The organism is Vogesella oryzagri, from assembly GCF_040148885.1.
Taxonomy (GTDB): Bacteria; Pseudomonadota; Gammaproteobacteria; order Burkholderiales; family Chromobacteriaceae; genus Vogesella; species Vogesella oryzagri.
In genome coordinates this window covers 293303-312227 of record NZ_JBEFLD010000002.1, presented here as the reverse complement: position 1 = coordinate 312227, position 18925 = coordinate 293303, and the positions used below count along the sequence as shown (strand labels likewise).

General features: G+C 63.0%; 17 protein-coding genes and 1 pseudogene. 16 read left to right on the top strand and 2 right to left on the bottom strand.

The features are described from left to right. Positions 1-33 precede the first annotated feature (33 nt). Both ABNW52_RS18540 and ampD read left to right on the top strand, forming a co-directional pair. A pseudogene (locus ABNW52_RS18540) lies at positions 34-501 on the top strand (GNAT family N-acetyltransferase); the annotation flags it as partial. 93 nt (positions 502-594) lie between these two features. Then, on the top strand, positions 595-1158 hold the full coding sequence (gene ampD, locus ABNW52_RS18535; RefSeq protein ID WP_386107095.1) for a 1,6-anhydro-N-acetylmuramyl-L-alanine amidase AmpD: 564 nt from the start codon (positions 595-597) through the stop codon (positions 1156-1158). A 97-nt stretch (positions 1159-1255) separates the two neighbouring features. Here the strand turns inward: ampD and kup are convergent, their stop codons facing one another. Beyond that, entirely contained in the window at positions 1256-3124 is a 1869-nt protein-coding gene (gene kup / locus ABNW52_RS04210; protein ID WP_349584447.1) for a low affinity potassium transporter Kup, read from the bottom strand. Positions 3125-3422: 298 nt separating this feature from the next. Here kup and ABNW52_RS04205 point away from each other — a divergent pair, with 298 nt between their 5' ends. The 4 genes from ABNW52_RS04205 to ABNW52_RS04190 all read left to right on the top strand — a co-directional run bounded on the left by ABNW52_RS04205 (position 3423) and on the right by ABNW52_RS04190 (position 7237). After that, complete coding sequence (locus ABNW52_RS04205) at positions 3423-4127, top strand: substrate-binding periplasmic protein (RefSeq protein ID WP_349584445.1); 705 nt, start codon at positions 3423-3425, stop codon at positions 4125-4127. Between the two features lie 79 nt (positions 4128-4206). Next, a complete protein-coding gene (locus ABNW52_RS04200; protein ID WP_349584442.1) occupies positions 4207-4815 on the top strand; it encodes a flavin reductase family protein in 609 nt (202 codons plus the stop codon). Between the two features lie 82 nt (positions 4816-4897). Continuing rightward, on the top strand, positions 4898-6607 hold the full coding sequence (locus ABNW52_RS04195; RefSeq protein ID WP_349584439.1) for a proline--tRNA ligase: 1710 nt from the start codon (positions 4898-4900) through the stop codon (positions 6605-6607). 9 nt (positions 6608-6616) lie between these two features. Next, positions 6617-7237 (top strand): lytic transglycosylase domain-containing protein, encoded by a 621-nt coding sequence (locus tag ABNW52_RS04190; protein WP_349584436.1) that lies wholly within the window; start codon positions 6617-6619, stop codon positions 7235-7237. A gap of 67 nt (positions 7238-7304) precedes the next feature. Here ABNW52_RS04190 and ABNW52_RS04185 read toward each other — a convergent pair whose 3' ends face one another. Then, entirely contained in the window at positions 7305-7817 is a 513-nt protein-coding gene (locus ABNW52_RS04185) for an RDD family protein (protein ID WP_349584433.1), read from the bottom strand. 217 nt (positions 7818-8034) lie between these two features. Between ABNW52_RS04185 and ilvB the strand changes: the two genes are divergently transcribed. The 10 genes from ilvB to ABNW52_RS04135 all read left to right on the top strand — a co-directional run bounded on the left by ilvB (position 8035) and on the right by ABNW52_RS04135 (position 18901). Further along, positions 8035-9801, top strand: a complete 1767-nt coding sequence (gene ilvB, locus ABNW52_RS04180) for a biosynthetic-type acetolactate synthase large subunit (RefSeq protein ID WP_349584430.1) — start codon at positions 8035-8037, stop codon at positions 9799-9801. A gap of 9 nt (positions 9802-9810) precedes the next feature. Beyond that, positions 9811-10302 carry an acetolactate synthase small subunit gene (gene ilvN / locus ABNW52_RS04175; RefSeq protein WP_088966057.1) on the top strand — a complete coding sequence of 164 codons (492 nt, stop codon included), beginning with the start codon at positions 9811-9813 and terminating at the stop codon, positions 10300-10302. 48 nt (positions 10303-10350) lie between these two features. Next, entirely contained in the window at positions 10351-11367 is a 1017-nt protein-coding gene (gene ilvC / locus ABNW52_RS04170; protein WP_349584426.1) for a ketol-acid reductoisomerase, read from the top strand. Positions 11368-11539: 172 nt separating this feature from the next. Beyond that, positions 11540-12298 (top strand): CDP-diacylglycerol--serine O-phosphatidyltransferase, encoded by a 759-nt coding sequence (pssA, locus tag ABNW52_RS04165; RefSeq protein WP_349584423.1) that lies wholly within the window; start codon positions 11540-11542, stop codon positions 12296-12298. Positions 12299-12503: 205 nt separating this feature from the next. Then, entirely contained in the window at positions 12504-14294 is a 1791-nt protein-coding gene (locus ABNW52_RS04160; protein ID WP_349584420.1) for a 2-isopropylmalate synthase, read from the top strand. Between the two features lie 214 nt (positions 14295-14508). Then, positions 14509-15132, top strand: coding sequence for a dethiobiotin synthase (bioD, locus tag ABNW52_RS04155; RefSeq protein WP_349584417.1), 624 nt, complete (start codon positions 14509-14511; stop codon positions 15130-15132). A 289-nt stretch (positions 15133-15421) separates the two neighbouring features. Next, positions 15422-16540 (top strand): cytochrome c oxidase subunit II, encoded by a 1119-nt coding sequence (gene coxB / locus ABNW52_RS04150; protein ID WP_349584414.1) that lies wholly within the window; start codon positions 15422-15424, stop codon positions 16538-16540. 9 nt (positions 16541-16549) lie between these two features. Further along, positions 16550-18181 (top strand): cytochrome c oxidase subunit I, encoded by a 1632-nt coding sequence (gene ctaD, locus ABNW52_RS04145; RefSeq protein ID WP_349584411.1) that lies wholly within the window; start codon positions 16550-16552, stop codon positions 18179-18181. Position 18182: 1 nt separating this feature from the next. Further along, entirely contained in the window at positions 18183-18725 is a 543-nt protein-coding gene (locus tag ABNW52_RS04140; RefSeq protein WP_349584408.1) for a cytochrome c oxidase assembly protein, read from the top strand. Then, a complete protein-coding gene (locus tag ABNW52_RS04135; protein ID WP_349584405.1) occupies positions 18722-18901 on the top strand; it encodes a DUF2970 domain-containing protein in 180 nt (59 codons plus the stop codon). Before ABNW52_RS04140 ends, ABNW52_RS04135 begins: the two co-directional genes overlap by 4 nt. The last annotated feature ends 24 nt before the right edge of the window (positions 18902-18925 follow it).

Below are 18925 nucleotides of genomic sequence, written 5' to 3'. Positions count from 1 at the left end.
GCCGCAGTATCACCCAGCCGCTGTTGCCGGCCTATGACGGCGCTCAACTTCCGGCGTGTGCCGCCGCCGGTGTGTTGCGGTAAAGTGCGCCTTTGCCCGTTGAGACGGAATGCCGCGATGACCGTTCCCTTCCAGGTTTGCCCGCTGCCGCGCGATGCGGCCAACCTTGCCGCCGCGCTGGCGCTGCACGATGCCGCCCATGCGCTGGAGGTCGCCTGGCTGGATGGCTACCCGCTGCCACGGCTGTGGCCGGATGTCGCCGCCATCGCCGGCGATCGGCACAGCGTGCTGGCGGCGTATGACGAGGCCGGCACGCTGTGTGGCCTGCTGGTGGCCAGCCGCAGCGGCGAGGGCGCGGTGGACATCGAGCGCACCCTGGTGGCGCCGGAGCGGCTGGGCGAAGGCTGGGCCGGGCGCCTGCTCACCGCGCTGCTGGCCGGCGAGCGCAGCGCCACGGTGCAGACGGCCAGCGGCAACTATGCCGCGCTGCGCTGCTACCGCAAGGCCGGCTTCCGCCGCGAGTGCGAGTTGGCCGCGCCGGACGGCCTGCTGCTGACCCGCCTGCGCTGGCAGCGCGACGACAGCCCGCTGCCGCTGACGCTGGATGCGTCGGGCTGGGTGCAGGAAGCCGAGTGGCTGCCGTCGCCCAATTGCGACGCGTATCCCGCCTTGGGCGCCGCGTCGGCGACGCCGCTGCTGGTGGTGCACAACATCAGCCTGCCGCCGTACCAGTATGGCGGCGATGGCGTGGCCGAGCTGTTCAGCAACACGCTGGACCCGGACGAGCACCCGTACTACGCCGCCATCACCGGGCTACGGGTGTCCTGCCACTTCTTCATCCGCCGCGATGGCCGCCTGCTGCAGTTCGTGCCCACCAACCGCCGCGCCTGGCATGCCGGCGCATCGCAATGGCGTGGCCGCGAGCGTTGCAACGATTTTGCGCTGGGGGTGGAGCTGGAAGGCTGCGATTTCGAGCCGTTTACGCATGCGCAGTACCGCACGCTGACGGCGCTGGCACAGCTGCTGCAGCGCGACTGCGGGGTGAGTGCGATTACCGGCCACGAGCACATCGCACCGGGGCGCAAGACCGATCCCGGCCCGTATTTCGACTGGGCGCGCTTGTCGGCCAGCATCGGGCGGCCGCTGCCGGAGAACTGAGCGCCTACCGGCATGACGCTCGGGCAACAACAAGGGCAAGCCGCATGGCTTGCCCTTGTTGTTTGGCGGCCAACGTTGGCCGCATCGGTCAGTGCCGTTACAGCTCGACCTGGGCGCCCATCTCCACCACGCGGTTGGACGGAATCTGGAAGAAGTCGGTGGCGCGCAGCGCGTTCTTGCTCATCCACACGAACAGCTTCTCGCGCCACGGCGCCATACCTTCGCGCTCGGTCTGGATCAGCGTTTCACGCGACAGGAAGAACGAGGTGTCCATCAGTTCGAAGTGCAGGTCCTGCTGTTCGCACAGGTCGAGGATTTCCTGCACGTTCGGCGTTTCCTTGAAGCCGTAGGCGGCCAGCACGCGCCAGAAGCTGTTGGACAGCCGCTCGATCTGGATGCGCTGCGCCTGCTCCACGTACGGTACTTCCTCGCTGCGGATGGTCATCAGCACCACGCGCTCATGCAGCACCTTGTTGTGCTTCAGGTTGTGCAGCAGCGCGTGCGGTACGCCGTTGGTGGTACTGGTGAGGAACACCGCGGTGCCCTGCACCCGGTCCGGCGAGTAGGTCTCCATGTTCTCGATGAAGCCTTCCAGCGGAATGGCCATCTCGTTCAGGCGCTCCATCAGCAGCTTGCGGCCCTGTTTCCAGGTGCTCATCAGCATGAACGCCGCCACGCCGATGGTGAGTGGCAGCCAGCCGCCAGCCAGGATCTTCACCACGTTGGCCGCAAACAGCGGCACGTCGATGATCAGCAGGGCCGCCAGCAGCGGCGCCACCAGCCACGCCGGCCAGTGCCAGCCGCGCAGTGCCACCGAGCAGGCCAGGATGGAGGTGATCACCATGGTGCCGGTGACGGCGATGCCGTAGGCACCGGCCAGTGCACTGGAGCTCTGGAACATCACCACCACGGCAATCACCGCCACCAGCAGCCCCCAGTTGATCAGCGGGATGTAGATCTGGCCGATTTCATGGTCCGAGGTATGGGTGATCTCCATGCGCGGCAGGAAGCCCAGCTGCACCGCCTGGCGGGTCAGCGAGAACACGCCGGAAATCACCGCCTGCGACGCGATCACCGTGGCGAAGGTGGACAGGATCACCAGCGGCAGCAGCGCCCACTGTGGCGCCAGGTGGAAGAACGGGTTGGCGCGCGCGTCCGCGTTGGACAGGATCTCGGCGCCCTGGCCGAAGTAGTTCAGCAGCAGCGCCGGCAGCACGAAGCAGAACCACGCCAGGCGGATCGGCTTGGCGCCGAAGTGGCCCATGTCGGCGTACAGCGCCTCGGCCCCGGTCAGCGCCAGCACTACCGAACCCAGCGCCAGGAAGCCCACCGCCTGGTGATGCAGCAGGAACTGCAGCCCCCAGGCCGGGTTGAGCGCCGCCAGCACCGCCGGGTTGCTGATCACGCCATGCAGGCCCAGCGCCGCCAGCGAGCCGAACCACAGCATCATCACCGGGCCGAACAGCTTGCCGACGCTGGCGGTGCCGTGCTTCTGGATCAGGAACAGCCCGGCCAGCACCACGATGGCGATCGGCAGCACGTAGGGCTTGAACGCCGGGGTGATCACCTCCAGGCCCTCTACCGCCGACAGCACCGAGATGGCGGGAGTGATCACCACCTCGCCGTAGAAGAAGCCGCCGCCCATCAGCCCCAGCATGCCCAGCAGCCAGGCCTTGGGGCCGACCACGTAGCGGCGCGCCAGCGCCATCAGCGTGAGGATGCCGCCTTCGCCGCGGTTGTCGGCGCGCAGCACGAAGCTGAGGTATTTGAGGGAAACGATCAGTAGCAGCCCCCAGACGATCAGGGACAGGATGCCCAGTACGTTGGCCTCGTTGACGGCAAGACCAAGGTGGGGGCTGAAACATTCTTTCAGGGTGTAGAGCGGGCTGGTGCCGATGTCGCCGTAAACCACGCCCATGGCCGCCAGGGTAATACCGGCCAGTGCTTGCTTATTGTGTGCCTGCATGATGTTTGTATTTATGGATTCGAGAGTCTGTCGGCAAGGCAATGTTGCATTGCAAAAACGACCACAGGTGAGCGCGCAGGGTACTCCTGTGCCTGGGAAACTGCCACGCTCCACTGGTGGCGGGGAGCGCTTTATGTCGTTTGTGTAGATGGTTTGCCACAGATGGTGTACCGCTGGCGGCTGGCGGCCGCGCCTTGCAAGCTGGCCGGGCTTTATTTGATATTTTTCAATAAAAAATTGTTCATTATTTAATTGTATTGAGTATGCTGACAGCCTGTCTGAATGCAAGGAGTCATCGGTGTCACTGCGCGTAATCATTGCCGCCTGCAGCGTGTTGCTGTGTTGCGCCGGCAGCAGCACGGCCGCACCGTTGCTGCTGACCCAGCAGCAGGCGCCTTACGCCATGCAGACAGACAATGGTCAGCAAAAGGGCATCGCGCTGCAGGCGATACGCTGCGCCATGTCGCGCAGCGGGCTGCAAGCCAGTATCCGCTTTATTTCCTGGTCGCGGGCGCAGCGGCTGGTGGAAACCGGCGCCGCCGATGGCTACTTCCCGGCTTCGCGCAATGCGCAGCGCGACGAGCTGGCGCAGTGGTTCGGCCCGGCGGCACCGCAGCAGTGGCGCTGGTACCTGCGTCGCGACAACCCGCTCAACCCGCTGGATGCCGACTTCGTGCAGCGCGCCCGCGTCGGTGCCTATGCCGGCTCCAATATGCACCAGTGGCTGGAAGATCACGGCTACCAGATCAGCGTCAGCCCGCCGGGGCATGACCAGATGCTGGACGTGCTGCTGGCCGGCCGTGCCGATGCCGTGCTGGCGGCCAACCTGGCGATGGACGAACTGATCGCCGCGCGCGGGGTTGGCCACAAAGTGAAATCGGTGCTGGCGCAGGACAAACCGCTGGGCCTGTATCTGTCGCGCAGCTTTCTGCTGCGCCAGGGGCCGGAGTTTGCTGCCCGCCTGCAGCAGGCACTGCAGCACTGCTACCGCGCGCCGGTCTGACGCGCGGCTTACCTGAGCGGCGGCCAGCCGGCATGGTGATGGTGCCGGGATGTGCCCGGCTAACCGGGGCCAGATGCTCATGGATTTTCCCTGCCACCAACTTGATAACCAGCAGCTGTACCGCCTGCTGACCGCCCTGGTATTGCCGTGGCCGATTGCTTGGCTCAGCAGCATCGGCCCGGACGGTGCGGCCAACCTCGCGCCGTATTCTTTCTTTACCGTTGCCAGCCTGGCGCCGCCGGTGCTGCTGGTGAGTCAGGTCAACCCGCGCGACGGACAGGACAAGGACACGCTGCGCAATCTGCGCGCCAATGGCGACTGTGTGGTGAATATTGTCAGCCACGGCCTGGCGGTGCAGATGAATGCCAGCTGCGCCAGCCTGCCCTATGGCAACAGTGAATTCACTGCTGTTGGTATCGAATCCTGCCGCGGGCGTTGGGTAGCGGCACCTGGGGTGGCCGCGGCGCCGGCGCGTATCGAATGCCGCTTGCGCGAGGTGCTGCAGATCGGTCATAACCCGCTGGGCGGCACGCTGATGCTGCTGGATGTGCTGGGCATCAGTGTGGACGATGCCGTGTTGCGCGACGGCTTGCCGGATAGCCAGCTGCTGGACGTTATTGGCAAGTTGGGCGGTGATGGCTATAGCAGTATTCGGCAGCGTTTCGACTTGGCGCGCCCCGGCGGATGAGCGCTCGTGGCGCCACGCTTTCGCGCCGGCCCGGCAAACCGCTACAATCCCCGCTGTTTCGCAGAATTTTCAAGGACAACTCATGCGCGCCTCGCAGTTTTTCATTTCCACCCTGAAGGAAGCCCCCGCCGATGCCGACATCGTCAGCCAGAAACTGATGTTGCGCGCCGGCTTCATCCGTAAAGTTGCCGCCGGTGTCTATAACTGGATGCCGATGGGCCTGCGCTCGCTGCGCAAGGTGGAAAGCATCGTGCGCGAGGAAATGAACCGCGCCGGCGCCATCGAGATCGTGATGCCGATGGTGCAGCCGGCCGGCCTGTGGCAGGAAACCGGCCGTTTCGACGGCATGGGCCCGGAGCTGCTGCGCTTCAAGGACCGCCACGAGCGCGACTTCGTGATCCAGCCGACTTCCGAGGAAGTGGTCACCGACATCGCCCGCAACGAGCTGCGCAGCTACCGCGCGCTGCCGAAGAACTTCTACCAGATCCAGACCAAGTTCCGCGACGAGCGCCGCCCGCGCTTTGGCGTGATGCGCGGCCGCGAGTTCACCATGAAGGATGCCTACTCCTTCGACCGTAGCGCGGAAGATGCCGGCAAGAGCTACGACAATATGTACGCTACCTACTGCCGCATCTTCGATCGCCTGGGCCTGACCTACCGCGCGGTGGCGGCCGATACTGGCGCCATCGGCGGTGATCGCTCGCACGAATTCCAGGTGATTGCCGACACCGGCGAAGACGCCATCGTCTACTGCCCGGCTTCCGACTACGCGGCCAACATCGAGCTGGCCGAAGCGGTAGCCCCGGCCGGCGAGCGCCCGGCTGCCAGCCAGCCGCTGACCAAGGTGCACACCCCGGGCGTGAAGACCATCGCCGACCTGGTGCGCTTCCTGAACATCGACATCACCGCCACCGTGAAGGCGCTGGTGGTGGAAGGCGAGGAAGAGGGCTCCGCCGTGCTGATGCTGGTGCGCGGCGACCATGAGCTGAACGAGTTGAAGGCCGAGAAGATCGCCGGCATCAAGCGGCCGCTGACCATGGCCACCCCGGCGCTGATCAACAAGGCATTCGGCGCCAACCCCGGCTCGCTGGGCCCGGTGGGCTTCAAGGGCCGCATCATTGCCGACCGCACCGTGGCCAAGATGGCCGACTTCGTGATCGGCGCCAATGAGGACGACCAGCACTACACCGGCGCCAACTTCGTGCGCGACTGTGTGGAGCCGGAAGTGGCTGACATCCGCAACGTGGTGGTGGGCGATGCCTCGCCGGACGGCAAGGGCGAGCTGGCGATCCAGCGCGGTATCGAGGTGGGCCACGTGTTCTACCTGGGCACCAAGTACTCCCAGGCCATGGATGCCACCTTCCTGGACGAGGACGGCAAGCCCAAGCACTTCGAGATGGGCTGCTACGGCATCGGCGTGACCCGCATTCTGGGCGCCGCCATCGAGCAGAACTTCGACGACAAGGGCATGATCTGGCCGGACAGCATCGCACCGTTCAACGTGGTGATCTGCCCGGTAGGCTACGACCGTTCCGAGGCAGTGAAGGCCGCAGCCGACCAGCTGTACGGCGAACTGCAGGCCAAGGGCGTGGATGTGATCATCGATGACCGTGGCGAGCGCCCGGGCGCGATGTTCGCCGACTGGGAGCTGATCGGCGCGCCGCACCGCGTCACCATCGGCGACCGTGGCCTGAAGGAAGGCAAGGTGGAATACCAGCATCGTCGCGACAGCGAAGCCACCGCGGTGGCAGCCGGCGAGATTCTGGCCCACCTGCTGGCGAAACTGGGCTAAAACGCAAGCATGAAACCGCTACGCCTGTTCCTGCTGCTTGCCACGTTGGCCGCAACGCCTGCGTGGGCCGGTGCGCAACGGGAAGAGGCACTGGCGGCCAACGTGGCATCGGCGATGTCGCGCAGCGTGTCTGATGTCAACGCGCCGCGACTGGTGTTTGAAAACCCGCGGGAAGGGCCACTGTGGCTGGCGGAAATGTCGCGCCGGCTGCAGTCGCGCATCCCGGACCAATGGATGCGCGAGCGGCTGCTGACGGCGGTGCAGTACGAGGCCACCCGCGCCGGGTTGGACCCGCAGCTGGTGCTGGGGTTGATCCAGGTGGAAAGCGGCTTCAACAAGTACGCCATCTCGCCGGTGGGCGCGCGCGGGCTGATGCAGGTGATGCCGTTCTGGGTGCACAGCATCGGTGCGGCCAACCATAACCTGTTCGACCTCACCACCAACCTGCGTTATGGCTGCACCATCCTGCGCCACTATATCGATATCGAGGGCGGTAACCTGTTCCGCGCACTGGGGCGCTTCAATGGCAGCCTGGGCCGCGCGGAATACCCCAATCTGGTGGTAGGTGCCTGGCAGCGGCACTGGCAGTGGCTGGGTCCCGGCAGTGACAAGGTTGCCGCGTTGCCGTGAGCGACCAACAAAAAAAGCCACCGTAACGGTGGCTTTTTTCATGGCGCAGCCAGCTAGCTTGGCCGTATCAGGCGCGCTCGCCCTTGGCCAGAGTAATCAGGCGGGTGCCGGCCAGACGGTCATGCAGGAACTGGCGGTCCGGGTCGGTGAGTGGCCACAGCAGCGGCAGCAGCCACCACGCCATGGCAATCCACATCGAGGCACGGGTGTCGCCGCTGGCGCGCTGCCAGGCGAGGAAGGACAGGATGGGTACGCCGACAAACAGCAGCAGCGCCACCACGAAGCGCACCGCGGCATGCTGCCAGCCCAGCCGGCTGCCATCGCGCAGCACCAGCTTGATGCGCCAGGTCTTCATCGCCGGGGTCTGTCCGCTCCTTACCCAGCAATAGCCAAAATAGCCGAACAGTACTCCCACCATGCCAAGGCGATATAACCACTCTATTACCGGCGCATGGTTGCTCCAGGCCAGCAGCGGGGTGAATACCGCGGCGGTGGTGAACACAATGGCGGCAAGCAGCAGCAACTCGTAGAAAAGACTGGCAAAACGGCGGCCAAGGCCCGGCGTGGGAGCGGAAGTCATGAGGGGAAGATCACCATCGGAAAAGGTTGGCCGCAGGCGCAGCCAACACAGCATGTTACCAAAGCGCGCATAAGCCGCCTACCCCTGTAAAAGTGGCTGTTTTTGAATGTTTTTGCCGCTTTTTTGCACCTGCACAAAAGCGCTTGACCGGTCTTTCGGTCTTAAGCTAAGTTCGTTCATCACGGGACAAAAATAACCTGAATATAAAGAGGCAAAGATGCAGATATCGGGCGCGGAGATCGTAGTTCGCAGCCTGCAGGAAGAAGGGGTCGAATTTGTTTTCGGCTACCCCGGCGGCGCGGTTCTCGAAATTTATGACGCAATTTTCCGGCAGCAGGAATTCAAGCACGTACTGGTCCGCCACGAGCAGGCCGCGGTACATGCAGCTGATGCCTACTCGCGTTCCAGCGACAAGGTGGGCGTGGCGCTGGTCACTTCCGGCCCGGGCGCAACCAATGCGGTAACCGGCATTGCGACGGCATACATGGATTCTATTCCGATGGTGGTGATTTCCGGCCAGGTGCCGACGCCCGCCATCGGTCTGGATGCGTTCCAGGAAGTGGACATGGTGGGTATTACCCGCCCGTGCGTGAAGCACAACTTCCTGGTGAAGGACATCAACGAACTGGCGTCCACCATCAAGAAGGCGTTCTACATTGCCAAGACCGGTCGCCCCGGTCCGGTAGTGGTGGATGTGCCGAAGGATGTGACCCAGGCCAAGGCCGAGTTCCATTACCCGGAAAGCGTGAGCATCCGCTCCTACGTGCCGGTCACCCGCGGTCATCCCGGCCAGATCAAGAAAGCCGTCAACCTGCTGGCCGAAGCCAAGCGACCGTACATTTATGTCGGCGGTGGCGCGGTGCAGGGCGATGCCGCGGCCGAAGTCACCGAGCTGGTGAAAATGCTGGGCGTGCCGTGTACCAACACCCTGATGGGTCTGGGCGCCTATCCGGGCCAGGATCAGCAGTTCCTCGGCATGCTGGGCATGCACGGTACTTACGAAGCCAATATGGCGATGCAGTACTGTGACGTGCTGATTGCCGTCGGTGCGCGTTTTGACGACCGCGTGATCAGCATCCCGTCGCACTTCCTGTCGCAGCCGAAGAAGATCGTGCACATTGACGTGGACCCGTCCTCCATCGCCAAGCGCGTGAAGGTGGATGTGCCCATCGTCGGCGACGTGAAACACGTGCTGCGCGACATGATCGACCTGTTCAAGCAGAGCGGCCTGAAGACCAACGAGCAGCATCTGGCCGGCTGGTGGAAGCAGATCGAAGAATGGCGCAGCTACAACAGCCTGCTGTACACCCCGTCCACCGAGCTGATTAAGCCGCAGTACGTGGTGCAGAAGCTGTACGAGATTACCGGTGGCGATGCCATCATTACCTCCGATGTGGGCCAGCACCAGATGTGGGCGGCGCAGTACTACCCGTTCAAGCGCCCCAAGCAGTGGCTGAACTCCGGTGGCCTCGGCACCATGGGTTTTGGCCTGCCGGCCGCCATCGGTGCGCAGCTGGCCAACCCGGACGCCCAGGTGGCCTGCATCACCGGCGAAGGCTCCATCCAGATGAACATCCAGGAGCTGTCTACCGCCAAGCAGTACCACACCCCAGTGAAGGTGGTGGCGCTGAACAACCGCTACTTGGGCATGGTGCGCCAGTGGCAGGAGTTCTTCTACGGCACCCGCTATTCCGAGTCCTATATGGACGCGCTGCCGGATTTCGTGAAGATTGCCGAGGCCTACGGCCACGTCGGCATCAAGGTGGAAAACCCGGCCGATGTCGAGCCGGTGTTGCGTGAAGCCTTCAGTCCGGCGCTGAAAGAGCGTCTGGTGTTCCTTGACTTCCGTACCGATCAGTCCGAGAACGTGTTCCCGATGATCCAGAACGGCAAAGGCCTGGACCAGATGGACTTGCCGCCGCACATGCGCGAGCTGCAGATTGCTCCGTTCGAGAACAACCGTGACTACGGCAACATGTGCTGAGGCGTAAGAATGCGACACATCCTTTCTATCCTTCTGGAAAACGAAGCGGGCGCACTCTCGCGAGTAGTAGGACTTTTTTCCGCCCGCGCATACAATATCGATTCGCTGACGGTGTCGACTACCGAAGATCCGACACTGTCACGGATGACCATCGTCACCCACGGGTCTGACGAAGTCATCGAACAGATCACCAAGCAGCTCAACAAGCTGATCGAGGTGGTCAAGGTGATTGACCTCAACGAGTCCGACCATATCGAACGCGAGATGATGTTGATCAAGGTCCGTGCCACCGGCAAGGACCGTGAAGAAATGAAGCGCATGGCGGATATCTTCCGCGGTCGCATCATCGACGTGACGGAAAAGACCTACACCATCGAGCTCACTGGTACCAGCGAAAAGCTCAACGCCTTTATCGAGGCGATCGACCGTTCAGTGATCCTGGAAACGGTGCGTACCGGTGCATCCGGCATTGGTCGCGGCGAACGTATTTTGAAGATCTGATATCACCAGGGCGGCTACCCGCTGCCCGAGAACAACTAGGGACATAAAATGAAAGTTTTCTACGACAAAGACGCTGACCTCTCCATCATCAAGGGCAAGCAGGTCGCCATCATCGGTTACGGCTCGCAAGGCCATGCCCACGCGCAAAACCTGAAAGAGTCCGGCGTTAACGTGATCGTCGGTCTGCGCAAAGATGGCGCATCGTGGAAAAAAGCCGAGGCCGCTGGCCATCAGGTGAAAGAAGTTGCAGACGCGGTAAAAGCTGCTGACGTGGTAATGATTCTGCTGCCGGATGAATCGCAGCCGGACGTGTACAACCGCGAAATCGCCGCCAACATCAAGCAGGGCGCTGCGCTGGCGTTCGCTCATGGCTTCAACATTCACTACAACCAGATCGTGCCGCGTGCCGACCTGGACGTGATCATGATTGCCCCGAAAGGCCCGGGCCACACCGTGCGTTCCGAGTACGTGAAGGGTGGCGGCGTGCCGACCCTGATCGCCGTGTACCAGGATAAGTCCGGCAAGGCCCGTGACATCGCCCTGTCCTATGCTGCGGCCAACGGCGGCACCAAGGGCGGCGTGATCGAAACCAACTTCCGCGAAGAAACCGAGACCGACCTGTTCGGCGAACAGGCTGTACTGTGTGGCGGCGCGGTAGAACTGGTGAAAGCCGGTTTCGAAACCCTGACCGAAGCCGGTTACGCACCGGAAATGGCCTACTTCGAGTGTCTGCACGAGCTGAAGCTGATCGTTGACCTGATGTACGAAGGCGGTATCGCCAACATGAACTACTCCATCTCCAACAACGCGGAGTATGGCGAGTACGTGACCGGCCCGGAAGTGGTGACCTCCGCCACCAAGGAAGCGATGAAGAAAGCGCTGTATCGCATCCAGTCCGGCGAATACGCCAAGATGTTCATCCTGGAAGGCAAAACCAACTACCCGAGCATGACTGCCCGTCGTCGTCTGAACGCCGAGCATCCGATCGAGAAGGTTGGCGCCGAACTGCGCGCAATGATGCCGTGGATCGCCAAGAACAAGCTGGTTGACCAGTCCAAGAACTAATCTGGACCAGTCAGCAGCTAGCCAAAGCCGGACATTGTCCGGCTTTTTGCATTCCGCAACACGGTTTGGCTTTTGCCGCATCGCATGCCGTTTTAGAATGGACGGCTGACTGCGGCCAACCTTTGGCCCTACCGCTTAACCTGTTGCCAACAATAACGACCAGGGCTATCCCATGCATATTGATCCGGCCCCGAACAAACCTTCCCTGCGCCGCCAGGGCATCTACCTGCTGCCCAATTCCTTCACGTTGGCCGCATTGTTTGCCGGCTTTTATGCCATCGTGCAGGCGATGAACCAGAATTTCGAACATGCTGCCGTGGCGATCTTTATCGCCATGATCCTGGATGGCATGGATGGCCGCGTGGCGCGGCTGACGCATAGCCAGAGCGCCTTCGGTGCCGAATTCGACAGCCTTTCCGACATGGTGAGCTTCGGCGTGGCGCCGGCGCTGGTGGCCTATGAGTGGATGCTGAAGGACCTGGGCAAGCTGGGCTGGATGGTGGCGTTCATTCACTGTGCCGGTGCAGCGCTGCGGCTGGCGCGCTTCAACACCATGATCGGCTCCACCGACAAGCGCTGGTTCATCGGCCTGCCCAGCCCGGCGGCGGCAGCGCTGGTGGCCGGGCTGGTGTGGATCTGCCATGCCTACGGCTACAACGATCTGCCGGGGCTGAAGTGGATCGCGCTGGGCTTTACCGCCTTTTCCGGCATCACCATGGTCACCAACGTGAAGTTCTGGAGCTTCAAGGAGATTCACCTGCGTCGTCGCGTGCCGTTCGTGATGCTGCTGGCGCTGGTGGTCGGGCTGTTGTTATTGATGTCCGAGCCGCCGCTGGTGCTGTTCGGCTTCTTTGTCTGCTATGCCTTGTCCGGTTACGTGATGGCGGTCCTGGGCATGGGCAGAAAGTCGCCGCCGGTTGCTGCCGAATAGCGGTGTCGAATGGCTGGCCAAACGGCTGGCAGTGACAGCAAGGGCGCTTCGGGCGCCCTTTGTTGCGACTGAAATTCTACATAATGTCTAAATTTATGTTTTAGACAACAGCTTTTCAGCGTGATACACGTATGTTGGACATTTTTGTTTGACACAATGTCGCCGCTTTCGGTAAGGTGGTTACAGAGACAAACAGGAGAGCAGTATGCAATTGGACATCGAGCGTCTAATCGAGGATTTTGGCGGCCCTAGCGTGCTCGCGGAGGCACTGACGGCCAGCTTTCCCGATGAGCCGGTGACCCGGGCTGCTGTCTATAAATGGCGGGAGCGCGGCAGTCTGCCGCTGGCGCAGCTGAACAAGCTGGCGCTGCTCGCCGTACAACAAGGCAAGAGATTCGATTTCAACGACTATCTGACCGGAGCCGCCGCTTCGGTGCATGGGAGATCACCAGACATGGGCGACCGTCTTTACATTTTCGATACCACCTTGCGTGATGGCGAGCAGTCGCCGGGCGCAGCCATGACCAAGGAAGAAAAAGTCCGTATCGCCCGCCAGCTGGAGCGTCTGGGGGTGGACGTGATCGAGGCCGGTTTTGCCGCCGCCAGCCCGGGTGATGCCGACGCCATTCGCGCCATCGCCGAGGTGGTGAAGGAGTCCACCGTCTGTTCGCTGGCCCGCGCCAACGAGCGCGATATCCGCGCTGCCGGCGAAGCGGTTGCTCCGGCGGCGAAAAAACGCATTCATACCTTCATCGCCACCAGCCCGATCCACATGGAGAAGAAGCTGCGCATGACCCCGGACGAGGTGGTCGAAGCTGCAGTGAAGGCGGTGAAGCTGGCGCGTGAATACACCGACGACGTCGAGTTCTCCGCCGAGGACGCGTTGCGCTCCGACATCGACTTCCTCGCCCGCATCTTCGGCGAAGTAATCAAGGCCGGCGCTACCACGCTCAACGTGCCGGACACCGTCGGCTACGCGGTGCCGAAGATTACCGAGACCTTCTTCCGCGAGCTGATCGCCAAGACGCCGGGTGGTGACAAGGTGGTGTGGTCGGCCCACTGCCACAACGACCTCGGCATGGCGGTCGCCAACAGCCTCGGCGCGGTTCTGGGCGGTGCGCGACAGGTGGAATGCACCATCAACGGCCTCGGCGAGCGCGCCGGCAACGCCGCGATGGAAGAAATCGTGATGGCGGTGCGTACCCGCAAGGACGTGTTCAACGTGGAAACCCGCGTCGACGCCACCCAGATTGTGCCGGCGTCCAAGCTGGTGTCGACCATCACCGGCTACCCGGTGCAGCCGAACAAGGCCATCGTCGGCGCCAACGCCTTCGCCCACGAATCCGGCATCCACCAGGATGGCGTGCTCAAGCACCGCGAAACCTACGAGATCATGTCCGCCGAATCGGTGGGCTGGACCGCCAACCGCCTGACGCTGGGCAAACTGTCCGGTCGCAACGCGTTCCGCACCAAGCTGACCGCGCTGGGCATCGTGCTGGACAGCGAAGAGGCACTGAATGCCGCGTTCGCCCGCTTCAAGGAGCTGGCCGACAAGAAGCGCGAGATCTTCGACGAAGACCTGCACGCGCTGGTGTCCGACCAGCTGGTCACCGCCGAGCAGGAAGACTACAAGTTCGTGTCGCTGAAAGTGGCGACCGAGACCGGCGAGGCGCCGCAGGCGCAGATCGTGTTCGTCGAGCACGGCAACGAGCAGCGTGCCGAGTCCACCGGCTCCGGCCCGGTCGATGCCGCGTTCAAGGCGATCGAGAGCGTGGTGAAGAGCGAGGCCGAGCTGGAGCTGTACTCGGTCAATGCCATCACCAAGGGCACCGAATCGCAGGGCGAAGTGACCGTGCGCCTGGCCAAGGACGGCCGCATCGTCAACGGCCAGGGTTCCGATACCGACATCATCGTCGCCAGTGCCAAGGCCTACCTCGCGGCACTGAACAAGCTGCACAGCAAGACCGAGCGGGTATACGCCCAGGGCCCGGTCTAAACCGAGCGCGCAACCGCGGCAGCAAAACGTCCGACCCGGAAAGGTTGGCCGCCGCGGTAAAGATCAAAGGCCCACAAGGCCGCCCCCTTTCGCCTTTGCCAGCACCACGGCAGACGCAGACAGCCGACCCACGAGGTCGGCCTTGTCGCGTCTGTCTTTTCATTTTCCGGTTTGGCCGCATCTGCAGGCGAAGCTTTCCACAAGGACACTGCCCATGGCACAAGGCTATTTCATTACCGGCACCGATACCGAGATCGGCAAGACCCACAGCGCGGTGAAGCTGATCCGCCACTGGCAGGCGCAGGGTAAGAGCGTGCTGGCGATGAAGCCGGTGGCCTCCGGCTGCGACATCCTGCCGGACGGCAGCTGGCACAACGACGACGTGGCACGGCTGGTGGCGGCTACCGGCCAGACTGATCTGGCGCTGATGAATCCGTACCGCTTCCTGCCGCCGGTGTCGCCGCACATCGCCGCGCGCGAGGCTGGCGTGCAAATCGATCTGGCGCTGATCGCCGATCATTACCAAGGGTTGGCCGCAGAGGCCGATGTAGTGCTGGTGGAGGGCGCCGGCGGCTGGCTGGCGCCGCTATCGGATGGTCACCGCATGCAGGAGCTGGCGCAGCAACTGCAGCTGCCGGTGATTCTGGTGGTAGGCATGCGCCTGGGCTGCATCAACCACGCCTTGCTGACCGCGCAGGCCATCCGCGCCGCCGGTTGTGAGCTGGCGGGCTGGATTGCCAACCGCGTGGTGCCCAACCAGCTGGCCTACGCCGATAATCTGGCCACCCTTAAGCAGTACCTGGGTGAGCCGCTGCTGGAATTACCCTACGAGGGCTAGTCGCCCGGCAGGGGGCTCCGCTGCGTGCCGCTGGCAGGCGCGCGGCGGGCATGTAGCGCGTCACCAATGGTGCCGATTGCTGCGGTGCATCATGATAAATCCTTGTTTTTTTACGGCGAATTCCTAATCTCGATACTGCACTGCCACTGAAATAGAGCAGGGAGTGACCGGGTTTCCGGCCAACACGAGAGGATAGGTGTCGGCAGACAATACTGCCGTCACCAACAGGATCACACCGGCAGGCCGCCGCTAGTGGCGGCCAGGACGGGGTGATTCATAGGGAGACGCCATGCTTTCCCGTTATACCCATCTTGGGATCTTGGGGGGCGCACCGCTGAGCGCGGCTGCGGCCAACCTGAATTTCCAGACACCTGTCACGCAAGTGGCGCAAGACATCTACGACCTACACCTGCTGCTGCTGTATATCACCGGCGGCATTTTTGTACTGGTGTTCGGCGTGATGTTCTGGGCCATTCTGCGCCACCGCAAGTCAGCCGGCCATCAGGCCAAACTCTTCCATGAGAACACTACGGTCGAGATCATCTGGACGGTGATCCCGTTCCTGATCCTGGTGGCGATGGCGCTGCCGGCCACGCGGCTGATCCTGCAGCAGAAGAGCAGCGCCGGGGCCGAGCTCACCATCAAGGTCACCGGCTACCAGTGGAAGTGGCAGTACGACTACCTGGAGCAAAACGTCCGTTACATGAGTCACCTGGCCACGCCGCAGGACGCCATCGTCAAGGCCGCCGGGCGCGGCGACAACTACCTGCTGGAAGTCGACGAGCCGCTAGTGGTGCCCACCGGCGTCAAGGTGCGGGTGCTGCTGACCGCCAACGACGTGATCCACTCCTGGTGGGTGCCGCAGCTGGGGGTGAAGCAGGATGCCATTCCGGGCTTCGTGCGCGATGCCTGGTTCAAGGTTGAACAGCCGGGCACCTATCGCGGGCAGTGCGCCGAGCTGTGCGGCAAGGATCACGGCTTCATGCCGATTGTGGTGGTGGCCAAGGCGCCGGCCGAGTACCTGCAATGGTTGGCCGCCAAGCAGAAAGCCGCTGCGGCCAATGCTGACGACCCCAACAAGGTATGGAAGCTGGATGAGCTGAAGGCGCGCGGCGAGAAGGTGTTCAGCCAGAACTGCGTGGCCTGTCACCAGGCCAACGGCAAGGGCATCCCCGGCGCCTTCCCGGCACTGGACGGCTCGCCGATCGCCACCAAGGACAAGCCGGCGCACATCGATATCGTGCTCAACGGCAGCAAGAAAAACCCGGCCATGGCGGCCTGGGGCAAGCAACTGTCGGATACCGATATCGCGGCGGTGATTACCTACGAGCGCAATGCGTGGGGCAACCAGACTGGCGACGTGGTGCAGCCCAAGGACATCAAGGCTGCCCGTGGCGGCAAGGCGTAAGGAGGGAGCATGGCGATCGCAGACACCACCCACGCCGGGCACGGCGACCATCACGGCAAGCCACACGGGCTGGCACGCTGGCTGTATGCCACCAACCACAAGGACATCGGCAGCCTGTACCTGTGGTTTGCCTTCAGCATGTTCATCTTCGGCGGCGTGCTGGCGCTGTGCATCCGCGCCGAGCTGTTCCGCCCTGGGCTGCAGTTCTGGCAGCCGGAGCTGTTCAACCAGTTCACCACCCTGCATGGCCTGATCATGGTGTTCGGCGCCATCATGCCGGCGTTTACCGGGCTGGCTAACTGGCTGTTGCCGCTGATGATCGGTGCGCCGGACATGGCGTTTGCGCGCATGAACAACTGGAGCTTCTGGCTACTGCCGCCCGCTGCCTTGCTGCTGCTGATCTCGTTTGCGGTCCCCGGTGGCGCGGCGGCGGCGGGCTGGACCATGTACGCGCCGCTGTCCACCCAGATGGGCATGGGCATGGATCTCACCATCTTTGCCATCCACATCATGGGGGTCAGCTCGATCATGGGCTCGATCAACATCATCGTTACCATCCTCAACCTGCGCGCGCCGGGCATGAGCATGATGCAGATGCCGATGTTCGCCTGGGCGACGCTGATCACCGCCTACCTGATCATCGCGGTGATGCCGGTGCTGGCCGGGGTGGTGACCATGGTGCTGACCGACCGCCACTTTGGTACCCACTTCTTCAATGCCGCCGGTGGCGGCGACCCGGTGCTGTACCAGCATATCTTCTGGTTCTTCGGCCACCCGGAGGTGTACATCATGGCGCTGCCGGCGTTCGGTATCGTCAGTCACATCATTCCCACCTTCAGCCGCAAGCCGCTGTTCGGCTACACCTCGATGGTGTATGCCACCAGCTCCATCGCCATCCTCAGCTTCATGGTGTGGGCGCACCACATGTTCACCACCGGCATGCCGGCTACCGCGCAGCTGTTCTTCATGTACGCCACCATGCTGATCGCGGTGCCCACCGGGGTGAAGGTGTTCAACTGGATCGGCACCATGTGGCAGGGCAGCATGAGCTTCGAGACGCCGATGCTGTTCGCCATCGGCTTCATCTGCCTGTTTACCGTCGGCGGTCTGTCCGGGGTGACGCTGAGCATTGCCGCAGTGGACATCCAGCTGCAGGACACTTACTACGTGGTGGCGCACTTTCACTATGTGCTGGTGGCCGGCGCACTGTTCAGCCTGTTCGCCGCCGTCTACTACTGGTTCCCCAAAATGACCGGGCGCATGTACCACGAGAAGCTGGGCAAGTTCCATTTCTGGTGGTCGATGATCTGGTTCAACGTCACCTTCTTCCCGATGCACTTTCTGGGGCTGGCCGGTATGCCGCGGCGCATTCCGGACTACAACCTGCAGTTTGCCGACTTTAACGCCATGGCCAGCGTGGGAGCGTTCTGCTTTGGCCTCGGGCAGCTGATCTTCCTCTACAACATGATCAGCAGCATCCGGCACGGCCAGCCGGCGCCACAAAAGCCGTGGGAAACCGCCGATACGCTGGAATGGCAGATTCCCACCCCGGCGCCGTATCACAGCTTTGTCGAGGCGCCGACGCTGGAGGTAGGCGAGAACGGCGCCATCAAGTCCATGCAGGGCGGAAAGCATCACTGACATGGCTACGCACCAGGCGACCCCGGCTCGTGACAACCGCACGCTGCTGCTCAAGCTCAGCCTGCTGGCGTGTGTGATGTTCGTGTTCGCCTGGGGGCTGATCCCGGTGTACGACGCACTGTGCCGGGTAACCGGGCTGGGCAAGCTGTTGCAGCCGGATGTGGTCAGTGCCACGCCGGCGGCAACGTTGGCCGCACCCATCGTGCTGACCTTCGACGCCACGGTGCAGCCGGGATTGCCATGGCAGGTGCGGCCGCTGGTGTCCACGCTCAAGGCCCGTCCGGGCGAGTTTGTGCGGGTGGATTACGAGATCACCAATGCCAGCAACCGGCGGGTGATCGGGCAGGCGATTCCGCGTTACCTGCCGGCGGCGGCGGCGGAGTACGTGAAAAAACTGGATTGCTTCTGTTTTGCGCAGCAGGTGTTCGAGCCGGGGCAGACCAAGCGTTTCCCGGTGGTGTTCGTGGTGGACAAGAGCGTGCCGGCCGGTATCGACAGCATCACCCTGGCCTACACCATCTTCGATGTACCGGGGCGGTCATGAACAACCCGCTGCAAGCCCTGCGGGCGGTGCTGTCCGCCTTTGTCGGCATCCGCAAGGGGCAGAGCGCGCGGCAGGATCGCAAGCTGAGCTTTGCCGACGTGGTCACCGCCGCCATCGTGCTGGTGGCGATGCTGATCGGGCTGCTGCTGCTATTGGTGCAGCTGGTGACGGGCTAGCGGCAGGCGGCCCATGAGGAGAGC

Excerpts from the sequence above, each read along its gene's own strand:
- ABNW52_RS04135 (WP_349584405.1), top strand. The coding sequence starts at position 18,722 with ATGAACAACCCGCTGCAAGCCCTGCGGGCGGTGCTGTCCGCCTTTGTC.
- bioD (WP_349584417.1), top strand. The coding sequence starts at position 14,509 with ATGGCACAAGGCTATTTCATTACCGGCACCGATACCGAGATCGGCAAG.
- ilvN (WP_088966057.1), top strand. The coding sequence starts at position 9,811 with ATGCGACACATCCTTTCTATCCTTCTGGAAAACGAAGCGGGCGCACTC.
- ctaD (WP_349584411.1), top strand. The coding sequence starts at position 16,550 with ATGGCGATCGCAGACACCACCCACGCCGGGCACGGCGACCATCACGGC.
- ilvB (WP_349584430.1), top strand. The coding sequence starts at position 8,035 with ATGCAGATATCGGGCGCGGAGATCGTAGTTCGCAGCCTGCAGGAAGAA.
- ABNW52_RS04190 (WP_349584436.1), top strand. The coding sequence starts at position 6,617 with ATGAAACCGCTACGCCTGTTCCTGCTGCTTGCCACGTTGGCCGCAACG.
- ilvC (WP_349584426.1), top strand. The coding sequence starts at position 10,351 with ATGAAAGTTTTCTACGACAAAGACGCTGACCTCTCCATCATCAAGGGC.
- ABNW52_RS04185 (WP_349584433.1), bottom strand. The coding sequence starts at position 7,817 with ATGACTTCCGCTCCCACGCCGGGCCTTGGCCGCCGTTTTGCCAGTCTT.
- ABNW52_RS04140 (WP_349584408.1), top strand. The coding sequence starts at position 18,183 with ATGGCTACGCACCAGGCGACCCCGGCTCGTGACAACCGCACGCTGCTG.
- coxB (WP_349584414.1), top strand. The coding sequence starts at position 15,422 with ATGCTTTCCCGTTATACCCATCTTGGGATCTTGGGGGGCGCACCGCTG.
- kup (WP_349584447.1), bottom strand. The coding sequence starts at position 3,124 with ATGCAGGCACACAATAAGCAAGCACTGGCCGGTATTACCCTGGCGGCC.
- pssA (WP_349584423.1), top strand. The coding sequence starts at position 11,540 with ATGCATATTGATCCGGCCCCGAACAAACCTTCCCTGCGCCGCCAGGGC.
- ABNW52_RS04195 (WP_349584439.1), top strand. The coding sequence starts at position 4,898 with ATGCGCGCCTCGCAGTTTTTCATTTCCACCCTGAAGGAAGCCCCCGCC.
- ABNW52_RS04160 (WP_349584420.1), top strand. The coding sequence starts at position 12,504 with ATGCAATTGGACATCGAGCGTCTAATCGAGGATTTTGGCGGCCCTAGC.
- ABNW52_RS04200 (WP_349584442.1), top strand. The coding sequence starts at position 4,207 with ATGGATTTTCCCTGCCACCAACTTGATAACCAGCAGCTGTACCGCCTG.